Annotated in this window: 10 protein-coding genes and 1 pseudogene; 5 read left to right on the top strand and 6 right to left on the bottom strand. The window is 60.9% G+C overall.

The genetic code is table 11. The features are described 5' to 3' along the window. Window positions 1–97: 97 nt before the first annotated feature. Window positions 98–427 (bottom strand): hypothetical protein, encoded by a 330-nt coding sequence (locus tag AC3IP0_RS02125; RefSeq protein WP_489326566.1) that lies wholly within the window; start codon window positions 425–427, stop codon window positions 98–100. Window positions 428–870: 443 nt separating this feature from the next. Next, window positions 871–2,355, bottom strand: a complete 1,485-nt coding sequence (gene putP, locus AC3IP0_RS02120; RefSeq protein ID WP_489318070.1) for a sodium/proline symporter PutP — start codon at window positions 2,353–2,355, stop codon at window positions 871–873. Between the two features lie 461 nt (window positions 2,356–2,816). Here putP and putA point away from each other — a divergent pair, with 461 nt between their 5' ends. Further along, complete coding sequence (gene putA, locus AC3IP0_RS02115) at window positions 2,817–6,767, top strand: trifunctional transcriptional regulator/proline dehydrogenase/L-glutamate gamma-semialdehyde dehydrogenase (RefSeq protein WP_489318069.1); 3,951 nt, start codon at window positions 2,817–2,819, stop codon at window positions 6,765–6,767. A 218-nt stretch (window positions 6,768–6,985) separates the two neighbouring features. Continuing rightward, entirely contained in the window at window positions 6,986–8,788 is a 1,803-nt protein-coding gene (locus AC3IP0_RS02110) for an acyl-CoA dehydrogenase (protein ID WP_489326565.1), read from the top strand. Window positions 8,789–8,902: 114 nt separating this feature from the next. On the opposite strand, the gene AC3IP0_RS02105 is transcribed toward AC3IP0_RS02110, so the two are convergent. The 4 genes and pseudogenes from AC3IP0_RS02105 to AC3IP0_RS02090 all read right to left on the bottom strand — a co-directional run bounded on the left by AC3IP0_RS02105 (window position 8,903) and on the right by AC3IP0_RS02090 (window position 11,449). Beyond that, a complete protein-coding gene (locus AC3IP0_RS02105; RefSeq protein WP_489327774.1) occupies window positions 8,903–9,634 on the bottom strand; it encodes a methyl-accepting chemotaxis protein in 732 nt (243 codons plus the stop codon). 132 nt (window positions 9,635–9,766) lie between these two features. Beyond that, window positions 9,767–10,795: pseudogene (locus tag AC3IP0_RS02100) on the bottom strand (HAMP domain-containing protein); the annotation flags it as partial. A gap of 145 nt (window positions 10,796–10,940) precedes the next feature. After that, window positions 10,941–11,243 (bottom strand): cell division protein ZapA, encoded by a 303-nt coding sequence (locus AC3IP0_RS02095; protein WP_489318067.1) that lies wholly within the window; start codon window positions 11,241–11,243, stop codon window positions 10,941–10,943. Continuing rightward, window positions 11,240–11,449: a hypothetical protein gene (locus AC3IP0_RS02090; protein ID WP_110662666.1), complete on the bottom strand. Its 210-nt coding sequence runs from the start codon at window positions 11,447–11,449 to the stop codon at window positions 11,240–11,242. Before AC3IP0_RS02090 ends, AC3IP0_RS02095 begins: the two co-directional genes overlap by 4 nt. Before the next feature lie 217 nt (window positions 11,450–11,666). Here AC3IP0_RS02090 and AC3IP0_RS02085 point away from each other — a divergent pair, with 217 nt between their 5' ends. The 3 genes from AC3IP0_RS02085 (at window position 11,667) to mscK (ending at window position 18,096) form a co-directional block, all read left to right on the top strand. Continuing rightward, window positions 11,667–12,752, top strand: a complete 1,086-nt coding sequence (locus tag AC3IP0_RS02085) for a methyl-accepting chemotaxis protein (RefSeq protein ID WP_489326561.1) — start codon at window positions 11,667–11,669, stop codon at window positions 12,750–12,752. Window positions 12,753–12,950: 198 nt separating this feature from the next. Further along, window positions 12,951–14,693, top strand: a complete 1,743-nt coding sequence (locus AC3IP0_RS02080) for a potassium/proton antiporter (RefSeq protein ID WP_489318064.1) — start codon at window positions 12,951–12,953, stop codon at window positions 14,691–14,693. A 34-nt stretch (window positions 14,694–14,727) separates the two neighbouring features. After that, entirely contained in the window at window positions 14,728–18,096 is a 3,369-nt protein-coding gene (mscK, locus tag AC3IP0_RS02075) for a mechanosensitive channel MscK (RefSeq protein ID WP_489318063.1), read from the top strand. Window positions 18,097–18,136: the final 40 nt, after the last annotated feature.

Genomic DNA, 18,136 nt, shown 5'->3' with positions numbered 1-18,136 from the left:
GGCAAGTCAGGGGTTGGCAGCCAAGCGGCGAACCCGCCACGTCCCTGTAGGAGCTGCCGAAGGCTGCGATCTTTTGATCTTGATCTCGTGGCGACGCCTACACCCCCGCCGAAGGCCGCGCTCGCAACCGCCGCCCAACCACATCCAGCACATCACAGCCATCGCGCAACGTAATTGCGCAGAGCAAGGCGAAATCGCTGAGGATGAAGGACTCGCACTCGATAGAACCGCGCATGGACAGGTTCTCAAGCACTTGGGTGACTGCGCGGATTCTGTAGTTGGCGGCATCGGTGAGGATGTCGAGCGGCGCATGGGTGTCGACGAACAGGGTGGGCATGTCGGTGCAGTTGCCGGTCAATGCCATGAAGCGGTTGTCGGGATGGGGGATTGGTTTTTTGTAGGGTGGGTCAGGGTGAATTGTTTTCATTTTTTAACCTCTGGTAGAAGTGGGACTACCATCGGCCTTCCTACAGGCTTGGGTGGCAGCCATACGCGGGGTAGGAATATCGAGACCAGAGAACTCGACCACGCCGAAGCGTGCCCGCGCACAGCCGCCGCAACAGATCTTACGGGCGCACGTTAGTGGCCGCAATTCAGGTGTCGATGCCAAGCGTGTCTCGTGGTCTTAACGGGTTCCTACACCCCACCACTGAATTGTCAGTGACCGCCAAAGACTATCGACGGAACTCACATCGCACCACTTCATGAAAACCACTACGTTTTGAAGGAAACGTCCGAAGACCCTGCCCGGAAATTTCGCAGATGATGTCGGGCACCACGGATATCGGAGAAGCAAAAAAAACGGCCCGCACTATTAAAGCTGCGAGCCGTTCTTTTATCAGGGATGGGAAGAGTTCAACCCATCACTCATCACTTGTTCAGGCGGTAATCATTCTCTGCAGCAGCAAAACGCTGGAACATGCCGGCAGTCGGCGTGCCCATTTTGCTGACGAAGTAGATCGCCAGGCTGGCGAAGATGAAACCAGGGATGATTTCGTACAGGCCCAGCAGTTCGAAGTGTTTCCAGACGATCACGGTGATCGCGCCGACCAGGATACCGGCCAGTGCGCCATTGCGGGTCATGTCTTTCCAGATCACGGAGATCAGCACGACCGGACCGAATGCAGCACCGAAACCGGCCCAGGCATAGCTCACCAGACCCAGTACACGGTTTTCCGGGTTGGACGCTAGGGCGATCGCCACCAGGGCAACCAACAACACCATGGCACGGCCGACCCACACCAGTTCCAGCTGCGAAGCGGATTTACGCAGGAAGGTCTTGTAGAAGTCTTCGGTCAGGGCGCTCGAGCACACCAGCAACTGGCAGCTCAGGGTGCTCATGACGGCAGCCAGAATGGCCGACAGCAGGATACCCGCGATCCATGGATTGAACAGGATCTTGGCCAGTTCGATGAACACACGCTCGTGGTTCTCGGAGACCGCGCCAGCCATGTCCGGGTGCGCCGAGAAATAGGCAATACCGAAGAAGCCCACTGCCACGGTGCCGCCCAGGCACAGGATCATCCAGGTCATGGAAATGCGACGGGCGTTGGCGATCGATTTAACCGAATCGGCAGCCATGAAACGCGCCAGGATGTGCGGCTGGCCGAAGTAGCCCAGACCCCAGCCCATCAGCGAGATGATGCCGATGAAAGTAGTGCCCTTGAGCATGTCGAAGTTGCTTGGATCTTGCGCTTCGATGGCCAGGAAAGTGGTGTCGACGCCGCCGGTGGCCAGCAGCACGATAACCGGCGTCAGGATCAACGCGAAGATCATCAGGGTGGCTTGTACGGTATCGGTCCAGCTCACGGCCAGGAATCCGCCGATAAAGGTGTAGGCAATCGTCGCCGCAGCACCGGCCCACAGCGCCGTCTCGTAGGACATGCCGAAGGTGCTTTCGAACAGACGGGCACCGGCCACGATGCCGGAAGCGCAGTAGATAGTGAAGAACACCAGGATCACGACCGCAGAGATGATCCGCAGCAGGCCGCTTTTGTCTTCGAAACGGCTGGCGAAGTAGTCCGGCAGGGTCAGTGCATCACCGTTGTGCTCGGTCTGCACACGCAGACGGCCGGCGACGAACAGCCAGTTCAGGTAGGCGCCGACGATCAGGCCGATGGCGATCCAGCTTTCGGAAAGACCGGACATGTAGATCGCGCCGGGCAAACCCATCAACAACCAGCCGCTCATGTCGGAGGCACCGGCGGACAGTGCGGTCACGACGCTGCCCAGGCTACGGCCGCCCAGAATGTAGTCGGAAAGGTTGTTGGTGGAGCGATAGGCCATCAAGCCGATCAGCACCATTGCTGCGATGTAGATCACGAACGTGATCAGGGTTGGATTGCTTACGCTCATTAAGTTACGCCCTGGCTTTGTTTTTATGTAGCGGCGGCTGGTGAACCGCTCGCAAACGGTGACGTTTGACAGACGATCCGGATTCCCGCGCATTTATGACTGATGTTTCCCCAGGAAAGCCATCAGCCGGAGCACCCGGATTTTGTCCGGGTTGCACCTTGGCCGCGAATGCTATTCAACAAAGCAAATAAGGTGCAACCAGTTTCTTGAGAATAAGTTGCACCCAGTCGGAAATAAATATCAAACCCCGGTTTTTGCTCCTTTTCGGAGCAAGAACGAGGGCCAACCACCCTAAAAAGCACCAAGCAGAAGCGCCACCGTCGTACCAGAATTTATTTCCTGACGAGCTGCGTAATATTCCGACAAAAAAAGGGTTGCACCCGGTTGCACCTCAACAGTCGCACGGCTAATCTTGCCGCCAGCTGATGCCACGCAGTCGTGGCAAACATGAGGATAAAAACATGGCTACCACCACCCTTGGGGTCAAACTTGACGACCCGACCCGCGAACGCCTCAAGGCCGCCGCGACCTCGATTGATCGCACGCCGCACTGGTTGATCAAGCAGGCAATCTTCAATTACCTGGAAAAACTCGAGGGTGGTGCAACCCTGACTGAGCTGAGCGGTTTGACCAAGGATTCCGACGACAGCGTCGACGCGCCTCTGGATCACGCCCACCAGTGCTTCCTCGAATTCGCCGAAAGCATCCTGCCGCAATCGGTACTGCGCGCCTCGATCACCGCCGCCTACCGTCGCCCTGAGCCGGAAGTCGTGCCGATGCTGATCGAGCAGGCGCGCCTGCCGGCACCGATGGCCGAAGCCACCAACAAACTCGCCGCCTCGATTGCTGAAAAACTGCGCAACCAGAAGAGCGCCGGCGGCCGTGCCGGCATCGTTCAGGGTCTGCTGCAGGAATTCTCCCTGTCGTCCCAGGAAGGCGTGGCGCTGATGTGCCTGGCCGAAGCGCTGCTGCGCATCCCGGACAAAGGCACCCGCGACGCCCTGATCCGCGACAAGATCAGCACCGGCAACTGGCAGCCGCACCTGGGCAACAGCCCGTCGTTGTTCGTCAACGCCGCCACCTGGGGCCTGCTGCTGACCGGCAAACTGGTGTCGACCCACAACGAAGCCGGTTTGACTTCGTCCCTGAGCCGCATCATCGGCAAGAGCGGCGAGCCGATGATCCGCAAGGGCGTCGACATGGCCATGCGCCTGATGGGCGAGCAGTTCGTGACCGGCGAAACCATCGCCGAAGCCCTGGCCAACGCCAGCAAGTTCGAAGCCAAGGGCTTCCGCTATTCCTACGACATGCTGGGTGAAGCCGCACTCACCGAGCACGACGCGCAGAAGTACTTGGCCTCGTACGAACAAGCCATCCACTCGATCGGCAAAGCCTCCCACGGTCGTGGGATCTATGAAGGCCCGGGCATCTCGATCAAGCTGTCCGCCCTGCACCCGCGTTACAGCCGCGCCCAGTACGAGCGCGTGATGGACGAGCTGTACCCGCGCCTGCTGTCGCTGACCCTGCTGGCCAAGCAATACGACATCGGCCTGAACATCGACGCCGAAGAAGCCGACCGCCTGGAGCTGTCGCTGGATCTGCTCGAGCGCCTGTGCTTCGAACCGCAGCTGACTGGCTGGAACGGCATCGGTTTTGTGATCCAGGCTTACCAGAAACGTTGCCCGTACGTGATCGACTACGTGATCGACCTGGCTCGCCGCAGCCGTCATCGCCTGATGATCCGCCTGGTGAAAGGCGCGTACTGGGACAGCGAAATCAAGCGCGCCCAGGTCGAAGGCCTGGAAGGCTACCCGGTCTACACCCGCAAGGTGTACACCGACGTGTCCTACATCGCTTGCGCCCGCAAGCTGCTGTCGGTGCCGGAAGTCATCTACCCGCAGTTCGCTACGCACAACGCCCACACCCTGTCGGCCATTTATCACATCGCCGGTCAGAACTATTACCCGGGCCAGTACGAGTTCCAGTGCCTGCACGGCATGGGTGAACCGCTGTACGAACAGGTTGTAGGCAAAGTTTCCGAAGGCAAGCTGAACCGTCCGTGCCGCGTGTACGCTCCGGTCGGTACCCACGAAACCCTGCTGGCCTACCTGGTGCGTCGCCTGCTGGAAAACGGCGCGAACACTTCGTTCGTCAACCGCATCGCCGACCAGTCGATTTCGATCCAGGAACTGGTAGCCGATCCGGTAGCCAGCATCGAGCAGATGGCAACCGTGGAAGGTGGTTTCGGCCTGCCGCACCCGCGCATCCCGCTGCCGCGTGACCTGTATGGCTCCGAGCGCGCCAACTCCAGCGGCATCGACATGGCCAACGAACATCGTTTGGCGTCCCTGTCCTGCGCCCTGCTGGCCACCGCACACAACCACTGGAAAGCGGCGCCGATGCTCGGTTGCGCCTCCAGCACCGAAGCTCCAGCACCGGTCCTGAACCCGTCCGACCTGCGTGACGTGGTCGGCCATGTACAGGAAGCGACCGTCGAAGACGTCGACAACGCGATCCAGTGCGCCCTGAACGCCGCACCGATCTGGCAGGCCACGCCGCCCGCCGAGCGCGCCGCGATCCTGGAACGTGCCGCCGACCTGATGGAAGCCGAAATCCAGCCGCTGATGGGCCTGCTGGCCCGCGAAGCCGGCAAGACCTTCGCCAACGCCATCGCCGAAGTGCGTGAAGCCGTGGATTTCCTGCGTTATTACGCGGTGCAGGCACGCAACGATTTCACCAATGACGCTCACCGTCCGCTGGGTCCAGTGGTGTGCATCAGCCCGTGGAACTTCCCTCTGGCGATCTTCAGCGGTCAAGTGGCTGCTGCGCTCGCCGCCGGTAACCCGGTACTGGCCAAGCCTGCGGAACAGACGCCACTGGTCGCCGCTCAGGCCGTGCGCCTGATGCTCGAAGCCGGTATTCCGGAAGGCGTGCTGCAACTGCTGCCGGGCCGTGGCGAAACCGTCGGTGCCGGCCTGGTCGGCGATGATCGCGTCAAAGGCGTGATGTTCACCGGTTCCACCGAAGTCGCGCGCTTGCTGCAACGCAACATCGCCGGTCGCTTGGACAGCCAGGGTCGTCCGATCCCGCTGATCGCCGAAACCGGTGGCCAGAACGCGATGATCGTCGACTCTTCGGCACTGACCGAACAAGTTGTCATCGACGTGGTTTCCTCGGCCTTCGACAGCGCCGGCCAGCGTTGCTCTGCCCTGCGCGTCCTGTGCCTGCAGGAAGATTCCGCCGACCGCGTCATCGAAATGCTCAAGGGCGCGATGGCTGAAAGCCGTCTCGGCAACCCTGAGCGTCTGTCCGTGGACATCGGCCCGGTCATCGACGCCGAAGCCAAGGCTGGCATCGAGAAGCACATCCAGGCCATGCGCGACAAAGGTCGCAGCGTGTACCAGGTGGCCATCGCCGACGCTGAAGAAGTCAAACGCGGCACCTTCGTGATGCCGACCCTGATCGAACTGGAAAGCTTCGACGAACTGCAACGGGAGATCTTCGGCCCGGTGCTGCACGTGGTGCGCTACAAGCGCAAGGACATCGATCAACTGATCGCTCAGATCAACGCTTCCGGCTACGGCCTGACCCTGGGCGTACACACCCGCATCGACGAGACCATCGCCAAGGTGATCGACAACGTCAATGCCGGTAACGTCTACGTCAACCGCAACATCGTTGGTGCAGTAGTAGGCGTGCAGCCATTCGGCGGCGAAGGCCTGTCGGGTACCGGCCCGAAAGCCGGTGGCCCGCTGTACCTGTACCGCCTGTTGTCGACGCGCCCTGCGGATGCGATTGAACAGTCCTTCGCTCGTGGCGATGCTGCCGCAGCACCGGACGTTCGTCTGCGCGACGCCATGAGCAAGCCGCTGACCGCCCTGAAAGCCTGGGCCGACAGCCACAAGTTCGCTGACCTGAGCACCCTGTGTGTGCAGTTCGCCGCGCAATCGCAAAGCGGCATCACCCGCGTACTGGCCGGCCCGACCGGCGAGCGCAACAGCTATGCGATCCTGCCACGGGAACACGTGCTGTGCCTGGCGGAAGTCGAAGGCGATCTGCTGACGCAACTGACGGCGGTATTGGCTGTCGGTGGTTCGGCGGTGTGGCCGGAAGCTGACATGACCAAGGCCTTGTTCGCACGCCTGCCGAAGGACATTCAGGCACGCATCAAGCTGGTTTCCGACTGGAACAAGGACGAGGTGGTGTTTGATGCGGTTGTGCATCACGGCCATTCCGACCAGTTGCGTGCGGTGTGCCAGCAGGTTGCCAAGCGTGCCGGCGCCATCGTCGGTGTGCAGGGTCTGTCACAAGGCGAGACCAACATTGCGCTGGAGCGTTTGGTGATCGAGCGGGCGTTGAGCGTTAACACCGCTGCGGCGGGTGGTAATGCCAGTCTGATGACTATTGGCTAAATCGCTGTAAGACCAGGTGCCCGCAATGGGCGCCGGGTTTATTGGAAGCAAGATCAAAAGATCGCAGCCTTCGGCAGCTCCTACATTTGGAATGCGTTTTCCTGTAGGAGCTGCCGAAGGCTGCGATCTTTTGCTTCTCCATCACCAAGATCAATCATCCTGTTCAGCCTCTATTCGCAAGACTAGACTCGGCCCATTCCAACAAAAGGTAGGCCGCCATGTCCGAGACGCTGCTCAGTTCCCGCAATCTGGCTTTCGAGCTGTATGAAGTCCTCGATGCCGAGGGCCTGACCCAGCGTGAGCGTTTCGCCGAGCACAATCGCGAAACCTTCGATGCGGCCATTGGCACCGCCCGCAGCATCGCCGAGAAATTCTTCGCCCCGCACAACCGCAAGGGCGACGAGAACGAGCCGCGCTATGAGAACGGTCAGGCGATTCTGATTCCGGAAGTGAAACCGGCGGTGGATGCCTTCCTCGAAGCCGGTTTCCTCAACGCCGCGCGCAGTTTCGACGCTGGCGGCATGCAGCTTCCTACGCTGCTGTCCCAGGCCTGCTTCGCGCACTTTCAATCGGCCAATGCTGCTTCGACGTCGTACCCGTTCCTGACCATGGGCGCGGCGAACCTGATCGAAAGCTTCGGCACCGAAGAGCAGAAGCGCCGCTTCCTGCAACCGATGATCGACGGCCGTTTCTTCGGCACCATGGCCCTGACCGAACCCCACGCCGGCTCGTCGCTGTCGGATATTCGTACCCGCGCGGAACCTGCGTCCGACGGCACTTATCGCCTCAAGGGCAACAAGATCTTCATCTCTGGTGGCGATCACCCGCTGTCGGAAAACATCGTACACATGGTGCTGGCCAAGCTGCCGGACGCGCCGGCCGGGGTGAAGGGCATTTCGCTGTTTATCGTGCCCAAGTTCCTGGTCAACGACGACGGTAGCCTCGGCAAACGCAACGATGTGTTGCTGGCCGGTCTGTTCCACAAGATGGGCTGGCGCGGCACCACCTCTACCGCGCTGAATTTCGGCGATAACGGCGAATGCGTCGGCTATCTGGTGGGCAAGCCGCACCAGGGCTTGAGCTACATGTTCCAGATGATGAACGAGGCACGGATCGGCGTCGGCATGGGTGCGGTGATGCTCGGTTACGCCGGCTATCTGTACTCGCTGGAATACGCCCGCGAACGCCCGCAGGGCCGCGTGCCGGACAGCAAAGACCCGAACACCGCGCCGGTGGCGATCATCCAGCACGCCGACGTCAAACGCATGCTGCTGACACAAAAGGCTTACGTGGAAGGTTCGTTTGACTTGGGTCTTTATGCGGCGCGACTGTTCGATGACACCACCACACTTGCGACCGAAGCCGAACGCAAACAAGCTCATGAACTGTTGGATTTGCTGACACCCATCGTCAAATCCTGGCCGTCGGAGTTCTGCCTGAAGGCCAATGAACTGGCGATCCAGATCCTCGGCGGCCACGGCTACACCCGCGAATACCCGGTGGAGCAGTACTACCGTGACAACCGCCTGAACCCGATCCACGAAGGCACCCACGGCATTCAGTCGCTGGACCTGCTGGGGCGCAAACTGGCGCAGAACGGCGGTGCGGGGCTCAAGCAGCTGATCCGCCTGATCGCCGATACCGCCGAGCGCGCCCAGGCGTTTGATTCGCTGACGCGGCTACGCGAACCGCTGGAGAAACTGGTGGCGCGCCTGCAAACCGTGACCATCGGCCTGCTGACCGACCTGGCCCAGGGCAAGGTCAACAGCAGCCTGGCGAATTCGGCGCTGTACCTGAAGGTGTTCGGCCACACGGTGATTGGTTGGCGCTGGCTGGAACAGGCGATCCGCGCAGAGGAAGGTCTGGCGAAGGGGAATGCGGCGGACGTGGCCTTCTATAAAGGCAAGCTGCAGGCAGCGCGCTACTTCCTGACGTGGGAAGTACCGGGTTGCCACCATGAGCTGGCGATTCTTGAGGCGCGGGATGATGTTTGCCTGGGGATGCAGGATGAGTGGTTCTGACCAGGTATAGGGTGTAACGGCCACAAAAAAGATCGCAGCCTTCGGCAGCTCCTACAGGGTGTATCAGATCCACGTAGGAGCTGCCGAAGGCTGCGATCTTTTGATTTTGAGCTTCTAGCTCAGCTTGAACCCACCCATCTGCCGCGCCAGATCATCCGCCAACCGCTGCAACGTCTGGCAATCATCCCGACAGGCCCTGACCTCCCCCGCCGTCGCCCGGGCCAGATCGGAAATGCCCTGCACGTTACGATTAATTTCCTCAGTCACCGCCGACTGCTCTTCCGTCGCCGTCGCCACCTGATGGTTCATGTCGCTGATGCGCTCCACCTGCCCGGTGATCGCGGTCAACGAAGCCCCGGTACGCTGGCTGGACTCGACACCCGTGCCTGTCGCAGCTTGCCCGGAATGCATCGACGACACCGCGTTCTCCGCCCCCTGCTTGAGACTGCCGATCATCTGCTGGATCTCATCAGTGGACGACTGCGTACGCCGCGCCAAAGTCCGCACTTCATCGGCCACCACGGCAAACCCGCGCCCCATGTCCCCGGCCCGCGCCGCTTCAATGGCCGCATTGAGCGCCAGCAGGTTGGTCTGCTCGGAAATCCCGCGGATCACCGCCAGCACCTGGTCGATCGACGCCACCTGATGCGCCAATTCACCCACTGCGCTGGCGGCGACACCGATTTCGTCGGACATGCTTTCGATATGGCGGATCGAGCCACCCACCACCTCCCGTGCCTGCATCGCCTCATCTCGAGCCGTTTGCGACGCGACCGCCGCGTTGCCGGCGTTCTGGGCGATTTCCTGAACGGTCAGGCCCATTTCATGGACAGCGGTGGCGACCATGTCGGTCATTTCCTGTTGGCGGCCGGAGCGCTCAGCGGTGTTATCCACAACCCGCGCCACCTGGCCGACAGCGGTGCGCAGTCGCTCGCTGGTGGTCAGCACTTCGCCAATCATGTCGCGCTGGCTGTCGAGAAAGCGATTGAACCCACGAGCCAGGTCGCCCAGTTCGTCGGCACGGCTGGAATCTAACCTGTGGGTCAAATCTCCACCGCCGCTACCGATTGCTACCAATGCCGCTGTTACCTGACGAATCGGGCGTACCAGCCCACGGGCCAGCAACACCACCAGCAACAGGCACACCAAGGCCACCGCCAGGCCGATACCACTGCTCATCCACATGGCGCGGCGGGCTTCGGCGTAGATCTGAGATTGCGGCACTTCAGCCACCAGGGTCCAGCCGAGATCGCGCAATGGCAGGCTTAACGCGAGGAAGTCTTCACCGTCACGCTGGAAGCCGCTGCTGGTGGCAGCGTTTTGACTCATCACCGATTGTGCCGCCGTAGGACCAATCTGCTCGGTCAAAGTGCGTTTGCCGCTGAATTGCGCCTCGGGATGCACCTGGATCAAACCGTCAGAACGCACGAGATAGACCTTGCCGCGCTCCCCGAAGCTGAAGTTGTGGATCAGCTCAGACAGCTCTTTCATGCTCAGTCCAAGCCCGGCAACGCCTACGACTTTACCGGCCTGCTCGACTTTGAAGTCGATGAACAGCGCCAGTTCTCCAGTGGCCGTGTCGTTATCGATATTGAGGGTGCGCGGCTGGTTGCTGTCGAGAAACGAGTAGAACCAGGCGTCTTTCGGATTGGAACGACTGAGGGTCCGGTCCAGGCCTTTTTCGGTGAAGTAATGGTTGGACGCAGTGCCGACAATAATCGCGGTAAAGGCCTTGTGCTCGGCGCGGATGCCTTCGAGATAGGTAGTAAAGGCGCCGGCCTGGGCACTGTCTTCACCCCCGGCCAGCCAGTCGCGCACCATGCTGTTGCTGGCGATGTCCTTGGCGGCGGTGAGGGGTTGAACGAGGATACGCTCGATGTCGTTGCGCATCGCTTCGATGCTCGACGGCAAGGCTTGCTCGACCAGATAGCTCTGGGCGAGGCGGTTGACCACCAGGGTATAAATGCCAACCACGATCAGGATACTGACGAGCAGAGCGGTGCCCATGCTCAGGATCAACTGCCATTGAATACTGCGTCGCCAGAACTGCATGGAGCACCCCCAAAGAATAAGAGGCTGAAACACTGCAACAGCCGTGCCGATTGTATACAAACCAACCGACAATCTATTCTTTGGTTGTGCGCAAAGCCGATCAGGCCTGATTGATCGTCTTGGAGATCACTTCAACCGTGGCGCTGACTTGCTCTTGGTAACGGTCGAGTTCGAGCTTGTGCTGTTTCTGCATTTCGATCTGCTGGGAGCACAGATTCATCGCCGCCAGCACCAGCAGTCGGTCACCGATCAGCGTCGGGTACTTCCTCTTGGTTTCGGCCAGGGCTGCCTTCAACATCAACGCGGCGTCCAGCAGGGTCTGTTCTTCCCCGACCGGTGCCTTGATTGAATAGTCCTCCCCCAGGATCGAGACGACTTTTACCCCTGCGGCGTTGTAACTCATGCGCTGACAGGGCCTGCGCTGACGCGCTCAACCAGGGCCTGGATGCGAGCCGCCGTGGCGCCTTGCTTCTCTTCGTGTTCCATCAGGCTCAGTTGCAGGCTTTCGTTTTCATCTTTGGCCTGGGCCAGTTCCGCGGTCAGGCTCTGGTTCTGCTGCACCAGGTCGCTGACCAGTTGTTCCAATTGGCTTAGGGATGCTTCCAACATTTTGATTTTCCGGGCTTTTTCAAAGGGCGCGTACGATAAAGAAAAGTCACCCTGGATGCCAGGGTTATACAGGCGCAAAGCCTTGATTTTGCTGACGGGCAACCTTCCTCGCGAGTTTTAAAGACTGTGATTGGCCAATCTGGTTCCTGCACTTCGTCGCCACAAGGTGCAACCGGCTAAAACACGAGGAGCTCAAGACTTCAGCCAGGCGACCGATATGTCATCCATACAGCAGCCTCAGCCCCGCACGGATGCGCTCTTTTCGGTGATCGCCACCGTCCTGACGCTGCTGCTCGCCTGGTTGCTGACCAACAGCATCACCCAACCGATCGCCAATGCCCTGGGCGCCGCCGAACAAATTGCCGAAGGCAACCTGACGCGTCCGATTACCGTTGACGGCCAGGATGAAGCCGGCCGTTTGCTGCTGGCCATGGCGAAGATGCAGGACAAGCTGCGTGACACATTGCAGCGCATTTCCGGCTCGGCCACCCAACTGGCTTCCGCTGCCGAAGAACTCAACAGCGTCACCGACGAAAGCGCCCGTGGCTTGACCCGGCAGAACAACGAAATCGAACAGGCCGCCACCGCAGTCAACGAAATGACCAGCGCCGTGGAAGAAGTCGCGCGCAACGCGGTCAGCACGTCCGAAGCCTCGAAGAATGCCACCACCTCTGCTGGCGACGGCCGTGACCTGGTGCAGGAAACCGTCAGCGCCATCGAACGCATGAGCGCCGATGTGCAGAGCACCGCGACCCTGATCGGCGACCTGGCCAACGAGTCCCGCGACATCGGCAAGGTGCTGGACGTGATCCGCGGCCTGGCCGACCAGACCAACCTGCTGGCGTTGAACGCCGCCATCGAGGCCGCGCGCGCCGGTGAAGCCGGTCGTGGTTTTGCGGTGGTGGCCGACGAGGTTCGCGCCCTGGCTCACCGCACCCAGCAGTCGACCAGCGAGATCGAACGCATGATCGGCAGCATCCAGAGCGGCACCGAGCACGCGGTGGATTCGATGCGCAACAGCACCGAACGCGCCGAATCGACCCTGAACATCGCCCGCGGCGCCGGGATGTCGCTGGACACCATCAACAGCGCCATCGTCGAAATCAACGAGCGCAACCTGGTGATCGCCAGCGCCGCTGAAGAACAGGCGCAGGTGGCCCGTGAAGTGGATCGCAACCTGGTGAACATCCGTGACCTGTCGGTGCAGTCGGCCACCGGGGCGAATCAGACCAGTGCGGCGAGCAATGAGCTGTCGCGCCTGGCGGTGGACCTGAACACACTGGTTGGGCGGTTTAATCTTTAAGTAAAAGCAAAAAGATCGCAGCCTGCGGCAGCTCCTACACAGGAGTATGAGTTTCCCTGTGTAGGAGCTGCCGCAGGCTGCGATCTTTTGATCTGAAAAAGCTTTTTGACAGCATCACATTTCAACAGGTTAGAATCGCTGGCACGCAGACTGCATGGTCAGTTTGCGCCCGCCTTTCAGCTTTCTGGAGTACTGCCTTTGAATGCGACGACCATCAACAGCCTGTTCTTGATCGGCGCGTTGCTGGTAGGTGCGAGCATTCTGGTGAGCTCACTTTCGTCACGTCTCGGCATCCCGATTCTGGTGATCATCCTGGCCGTCGGCATGGCGGCCGGTGTCGATGGCGCCGGCATTCTTTTTGATAACTACCCCACGGCTTATCTGGTCGGCAACCTCGCGCTGGCGGTGATCCTGCTCGACGGCGGCTTGCGCACCCGGGTGTCGAGTTTCCGCGTGGCGTTATGGCCGGCGTTGTCCCTGGCCACGGTCGGCGTGCTGATTACCACCGGGCTGACCGGCATGGCGGCCGCGTGGCTGTTCGACCTGAACCTGATCCAGGGCCTGCTGATCGGCGCCATCGTCGGCTCCACCGACGCCGCGGCGGTGTTCTCGCTATTGGGTGGCAAAGGCCTGAACGAACGGGTAACCGCCAGCCTTGAAATCGAATCCGGCAGCAACGACCCGATGGCGGTGTTCCTCACCGTCACCCTGATCGACATGCTCGCCAGCGGCCAGACCGGCCTGCACTGGAGCCTGCTGACCCACCTGCTGCGCGAATTCGGCATCGGTGGCGTCATCGGCCTGGTCGGTGGCTGGCTCATGCTGCAACTGGTCAATCGCATCAACCTGGCCACCGGTTTGTATCCGATTCTGGTCATTGCTGGCGGTCTGGTGGTGTTTGCCCTGACCAACGCCCTGCACGGCAGCGGCTTCCTGGCGGTGTATATCTGCGGCCTGGTGATCGGCAACCGTCCGGTGCGCAGCCGCCACGGCATTTTGCACATGCTCGATGGCATGGCCTGGCTGGCGCAGATCGGCATGTTCCTGGTGCTGGGGCTGCTGGTGACGCCTCACGATCTGCTGCCTATTGCCTTGCCAGCACTGGCACTGGCGCTGTGGATGATTCTGTTTGCCCGGCCACTGTCGGTGATGGTTGGCCTGCTGCCGTTCAAGGCGTTTCACGGGCGTGAGAAAGCGTTCATCTCCTGGGTCGGCCTGCGCGGCGCGGTCCCGATCATTCTGGCGGTGTTCCCGCTGATGGCCGGCCTGCCCAACGCCCAGCTGTACTTCAACCTCGCGTTCTTTATCGTGCTGGTGTCGCTGCTGGTTCAGGGCACGAGCCTGCCGTGGGTCGCCAAGCTGCTGAAGGTGACGGTGCCCCCGGAGCCAGCGCCCATCTCCCGCTCGGCCCTGGAAGTACACGTCACCAGCGAGTGGGAGCTGTTCGTCTATCGCCTCGGTGCGGAAAAATGGTGCATCGGTTCGCCCCTGCGCGAGCTGAAAATGCCCGAAGGCACCCGTATCGCTGCCCTGTTTCGTGGCCAACAATTGCTCCATCCGTCGGGTAGTACGGTGCTGGAAGTCGATGATTTGCTGTGTGTTATAGGCCATGAACACAACCTGCCGGCCCTCGGAAAACTCTTCAGCCAGGCGCCACAACGGGGCCTCGATCTGCGCTTCTTCGGCGACTTCGTACTCGAAGGAGACGCCCAACTGGCCGCGGTTGCGGCCCTGTATGGCCTGAAGGTCGAAGGCATCGATCCGGACATGTCCCTGGGCCACTTCATTGCCCATAAGGTTGGTGGCGCGCCAGTGGTGGGTGACCAGGTGGAATGGAACAACACCATTTGGACCGTGGCAGTCATGGACGGGAACAAGATCGGTAAAGTGGGCGTCAGATTCCCCGAAGGAAGTCGCCCGGGTCCCGGACTCTTCCTCTAAACTGCTTCCACTATCACTTGCTTGACCGGTCTTTATGCCTAACCTGCGCTCCATTTTCGCCATCGCCCTTTTGGGCTTGAGTCTCTCTGTCGGCACCCTTGGTTTATCGCAAGCGGCGCAAGCGGCCGAACCGCCTTCCAGCGAAGCCGTGCAAGCGAGTCTGGACAAGATCGCCGACCGCAAACTGCCGGAAGCCGATCAGAAGGCCCTGCAATCCGTCCTGCAAGGCACGCTGAGCCAGCTCAACAACAAGCGTGACTACGAGCAGAAGCTGGTCGCGCTCAAGCAGCAATTGAGCAGTGCGCCCAAACAGACCATCGAGAACCAGCGTGAACTGACCCGCCTCAAGGCCAGTTCCGTGGTGCCGGTGGCGCAGCGTTTCGCCAAGGAACCGATCCAGCAGCTTGAGCAATTGCTCACCGAGCGTTCCACCCAGCAAAGCGATCTGCAAAAGGCCCTGGCCGATGCCAACAGCCTGATCATCACCGCCCAGACCCGCCCCGAGCGCGCCCAAGCGGAGATATCCAGCAGCCAGACGCGCATTCAGCAGATCAACACCATCCTCAAGAACGGCAAGGACGCCGGCAAGACCTTGAGCCCCGAGCAGCGCGACCAGCTCAATGCCGAGCTGGCGGCGCTGAACGCGCTGATCCCGCTGCGGCGCCAGGAACTGGCCGGCAATACCCAATTGCAAGACCTCGGCAACAGCCAGCATGACCTGTTGTCGGAGCGATCCGACCGTCTGGATAAGGAAATCCAGGAACTGCAAACCCTGATCAACCAGAAGCGTCTGGCGTTGTCCCAGGAAACGGTCACCCAGCAATCCATCGAAGCGCAGAAGGCCGGCGGCAGCAGCCTTCTGGCCACCGAAAGCGCGGCCAACCTGAAGCTTTCGGACTACCTGCTCAAAAGCACCGACCGCCTGAACGAAGTCACCCAACAGAACCTGCAGACCAAGCAACAGCTGGACAGCCTGACCCAGAGCGATGCAGCCCTGGACGAGCAAATCAACGTGCTCAAAGGCAGCCTGCTGCTCTCGAAGATTCTCTACAAACAGAAACAGGCGTTGCCGCGCCTGCGGCTCGACCGCAACCTGGCCGATCAGATCGCCGACATTCGCCTGTATCAGTTCGAAGTCAGCCAGCAACGGGAATTGCTGAGTAATCCGGCCACCTACGTCGAAAACCTGCTGTCGACCCAACCCCCCGAGCAAGTCACGCCGCAGTTGCGCAAAAGCCTGATGGAAGTGGCCACCACCCGCGCCGATCTGCTGGAGCGACTGAACCGCGAACTCAGCGCAGTGCTCAATGAATCCATCACCCTGCAACTGAACCAGAAGCAATTGCTCAGCACCGCGCAAAGCCTGCGGGCGACGCTTGATGAGCAGATGTTCTGGATTCCCAGCAACAAACCGCTGGACCTGGAGTGGGTTCACAGTGTGCCGGACCGCCTCGAGCGGCAACTCGATTCGCTGCCGGTACTTTCCAGCCTGAGTGAACTGACCGACGGCCTGACACAGCGCCCTCTGCTGTTCCTGCCGCTGGCCCTGCTGATCGGCGCGCTGCTGTGGCGGCGCAAGAATCTGTACGCGCGATTGAACAAGGTTCACCAGGACATCGGACACTTCAAACGCGATAGCCAGTGGCACACGCCGCAGGCGATTCTGATCAATATTCTGCTGGCGATGCCGGTTTCCCTGGGCCTCGCCTTGTGCGGGCTGGCCCTGCGAATCGACGCCCGTGGGCAGAACGCCAATATGGGCGCGGCGCTGCTGCAAATGGCCGGGGCCTGGCTGGTGTTCTACACCGCCTACCGGATCCTCGCGCCGGGTGGCGTGGCAGAACTGCATTTCCGCTGGGAAAAACCCCAGGTGGAGTTCCTGCGCAGATGGATCCGCCGCCTCGGCATCGTGGTGATGGCACTGGTGACCGTCGTCGCCGTTGCCGAGCTGCAACCGGCGGCACTGGCCGATGACGTGCTCGGCATGCCGGTGGTGCTCATCTGCTACGCCTTGATGACCTTGCTGCTCAGCCGCCTGCTCATCAGCAGCCCGACCCACGAAAACGCTTCGCTGTTCCGCAAACTGGTAGGGATCCTGTTCACTGCCCTGCCCGTCGCGCTGTTCGTGGCGGTGTGCTTCGGCTACTACTACACCGCGCTGAAACTCAGCGACCGCCTGATCAACACCCTGTACCTGCTGATGTTCTGGCTGGTGATCGAGGCCACCTTCGTGCGCGGCCTCAGTGTGGCGGCCCGGCGCCTGGCCTACCAGCGTGCCCTGGCCAAGCGGCTGGCCGCCAAAGAGGCCGGCGATGGCGAAGCGGTGATCGAAGAACCGACCATGGACATCGAGAAGGTCAACGAACAGTCCCTGCGCCTGATCCGCCTGGCGCTGCTCGGCGGCTTCATGGGGGCCCTGTACTGGGTCTGGGCCGACCTGATCACGGTGTTCTCGTACCTGGACAACATCACCCTCTACGAATACACCAGCGGCACCGGCGCCAACATGAGCATGGTACCGATCAGCATCGGCGACATGCTTGGCGCGCTGATCATCATCGGCATCACCTTCGCCCTGGCGCGCAACCTGCCGGGTTTGCTCGAAGTGTTCGTGCTGTCGAAGCTCAATCTTGCCCAAGGCAGCGCCTACGCGACCACCACGTTGCTGTCCTACGTGATCGCCGGCGTCGGTTTCGTCTCGACGCTGTCGACCCTCGGCGTAAGCTGGGACAAGTTGCAATGGCTGGTGGCGGCGCTGTCGGTCGGCCTTGGCTTCGGCATGCAGGAGATCTTCGCCAACTTCATTTCCGGCATCATGATCCTGTTCGAACGTCCGGTGCGGATCGGTGACACCATCACCATCGGCAACCTGTCGGGCACCGTGAGCAAGATACGCATCCGTGCCACGACCATCACCGACTTCGACCGCAAGGACATCATCGTCCCGAACAAGACGTTCATTACCGGGCAACTGATCAACTGGTCGCTGACCGACACCATCACCCGGGTGACCCTCAAGCTCGGCGTCGACTACGGCTCGGACCTGGACCTGGTGAAAGAACTGTTGCTCAAGGCCGCACGCGATAACCCGCGCGTGCTGAAAGACCCGGAACCGCACGTGTACTTCCTCAACTTCGGCGAAAGCACCCTCGACCACGAGTTGCGCATGCACGTGCGCGACCTCGGCGACCGCAACCCGGTGCTCGACGAGGTCAACCGCTTCATCAACCGCGAGTTCAAGAAGCAGCACATCAACATCTCGTTCCGGCAGATGGAGGTCTACCTCAAGAACCTGCACGGCCAGGAATACAAGATGGTGCCGATCGAACCGGAAGCGAAAACCATCGTGCCGATCGTCGACGGCAAGTCGTCGCAACAACCGCCGGCCGCCAAACTCGACTAACCGGCCTTTCCCCAGCAGAATGCTCGGACATTCTGCTGGA

Source organism: Pseudomonas sp. GL_103 (genome assembly GCF_057835175.1).
The sequence above is the reverse complement of the archived record's forward strand: the minus strand, read 5'-3'. Positions and strand labels throughout refer to the sequence as shown.

Excerpts from the sequence above, each read along its gene's own strand:
- AC3IP0_RS02110 (WP_489326565.1), top strand. The coding sequence starts at position 6,986 with ATGTCCGAGACGCTGCTCAGTTCCCGCAATCTGGCTTTCGAGCTGTAT.
- AC3IP0_RS02090 (WP_110662666.1), bottom strand. The coding sequence starts at position 11,449 with ATGTTGGAAGCATCCCTAAGCCAATTGGAACAACTGGTCAGCGACCTG.
- mscK (WP_489318063.1), top strand. The coding sequence starts at position 14,728 with ATGCCTAACCTGCGCTCCATTTTCGCCATCGCCCTTTTGGGCTTGAGT.
- putP (WP_489318070.1), bottom strand. The coding sequence starts at position 2,355 with ATGAGCGTAAGCAATCCAACCCTGATCACGTTCGTGATCTACATCGCA.
- AC3IP0_RS02125 (WP_489326566.1), bottom strand. The coding sequence starts at position 427 with ATGAAAACAATTCACCCTGACCCACCCTACAAAAAACCAATCCCCCAT.
- AC3IP0_RS02085 (WP_489326561.1), top strand. The coding sequence starts at position 11,667 with ATGTCATCCATACAGCAGCCTCAGCCCCGCACGGATGCGCTCTTTTCG.
- AC3IP0_RS02105 (WP_489327774.1), bottom strand. The coding sequence starts at position 9,634 with ATGGTCGCCACCGCTGTCCATGAAATGGGCCTGACCGTTCAGGAAATC.
- AC3IP0_RS02095 (WP_489318067.1), bottom strand. The coding sequence starts at position 11,243 with ATGAGTTACAACGCCGCAGGGGTAAAAGTCGTCTCGATCCTGGGGGAG.
- putA (WP_489318069.1), top strand. The coding sequence starts at position 2,817 with ATGGCTACCACCACCCTTGGGGTCAAACTTGACGACCCGACCCGCGAA.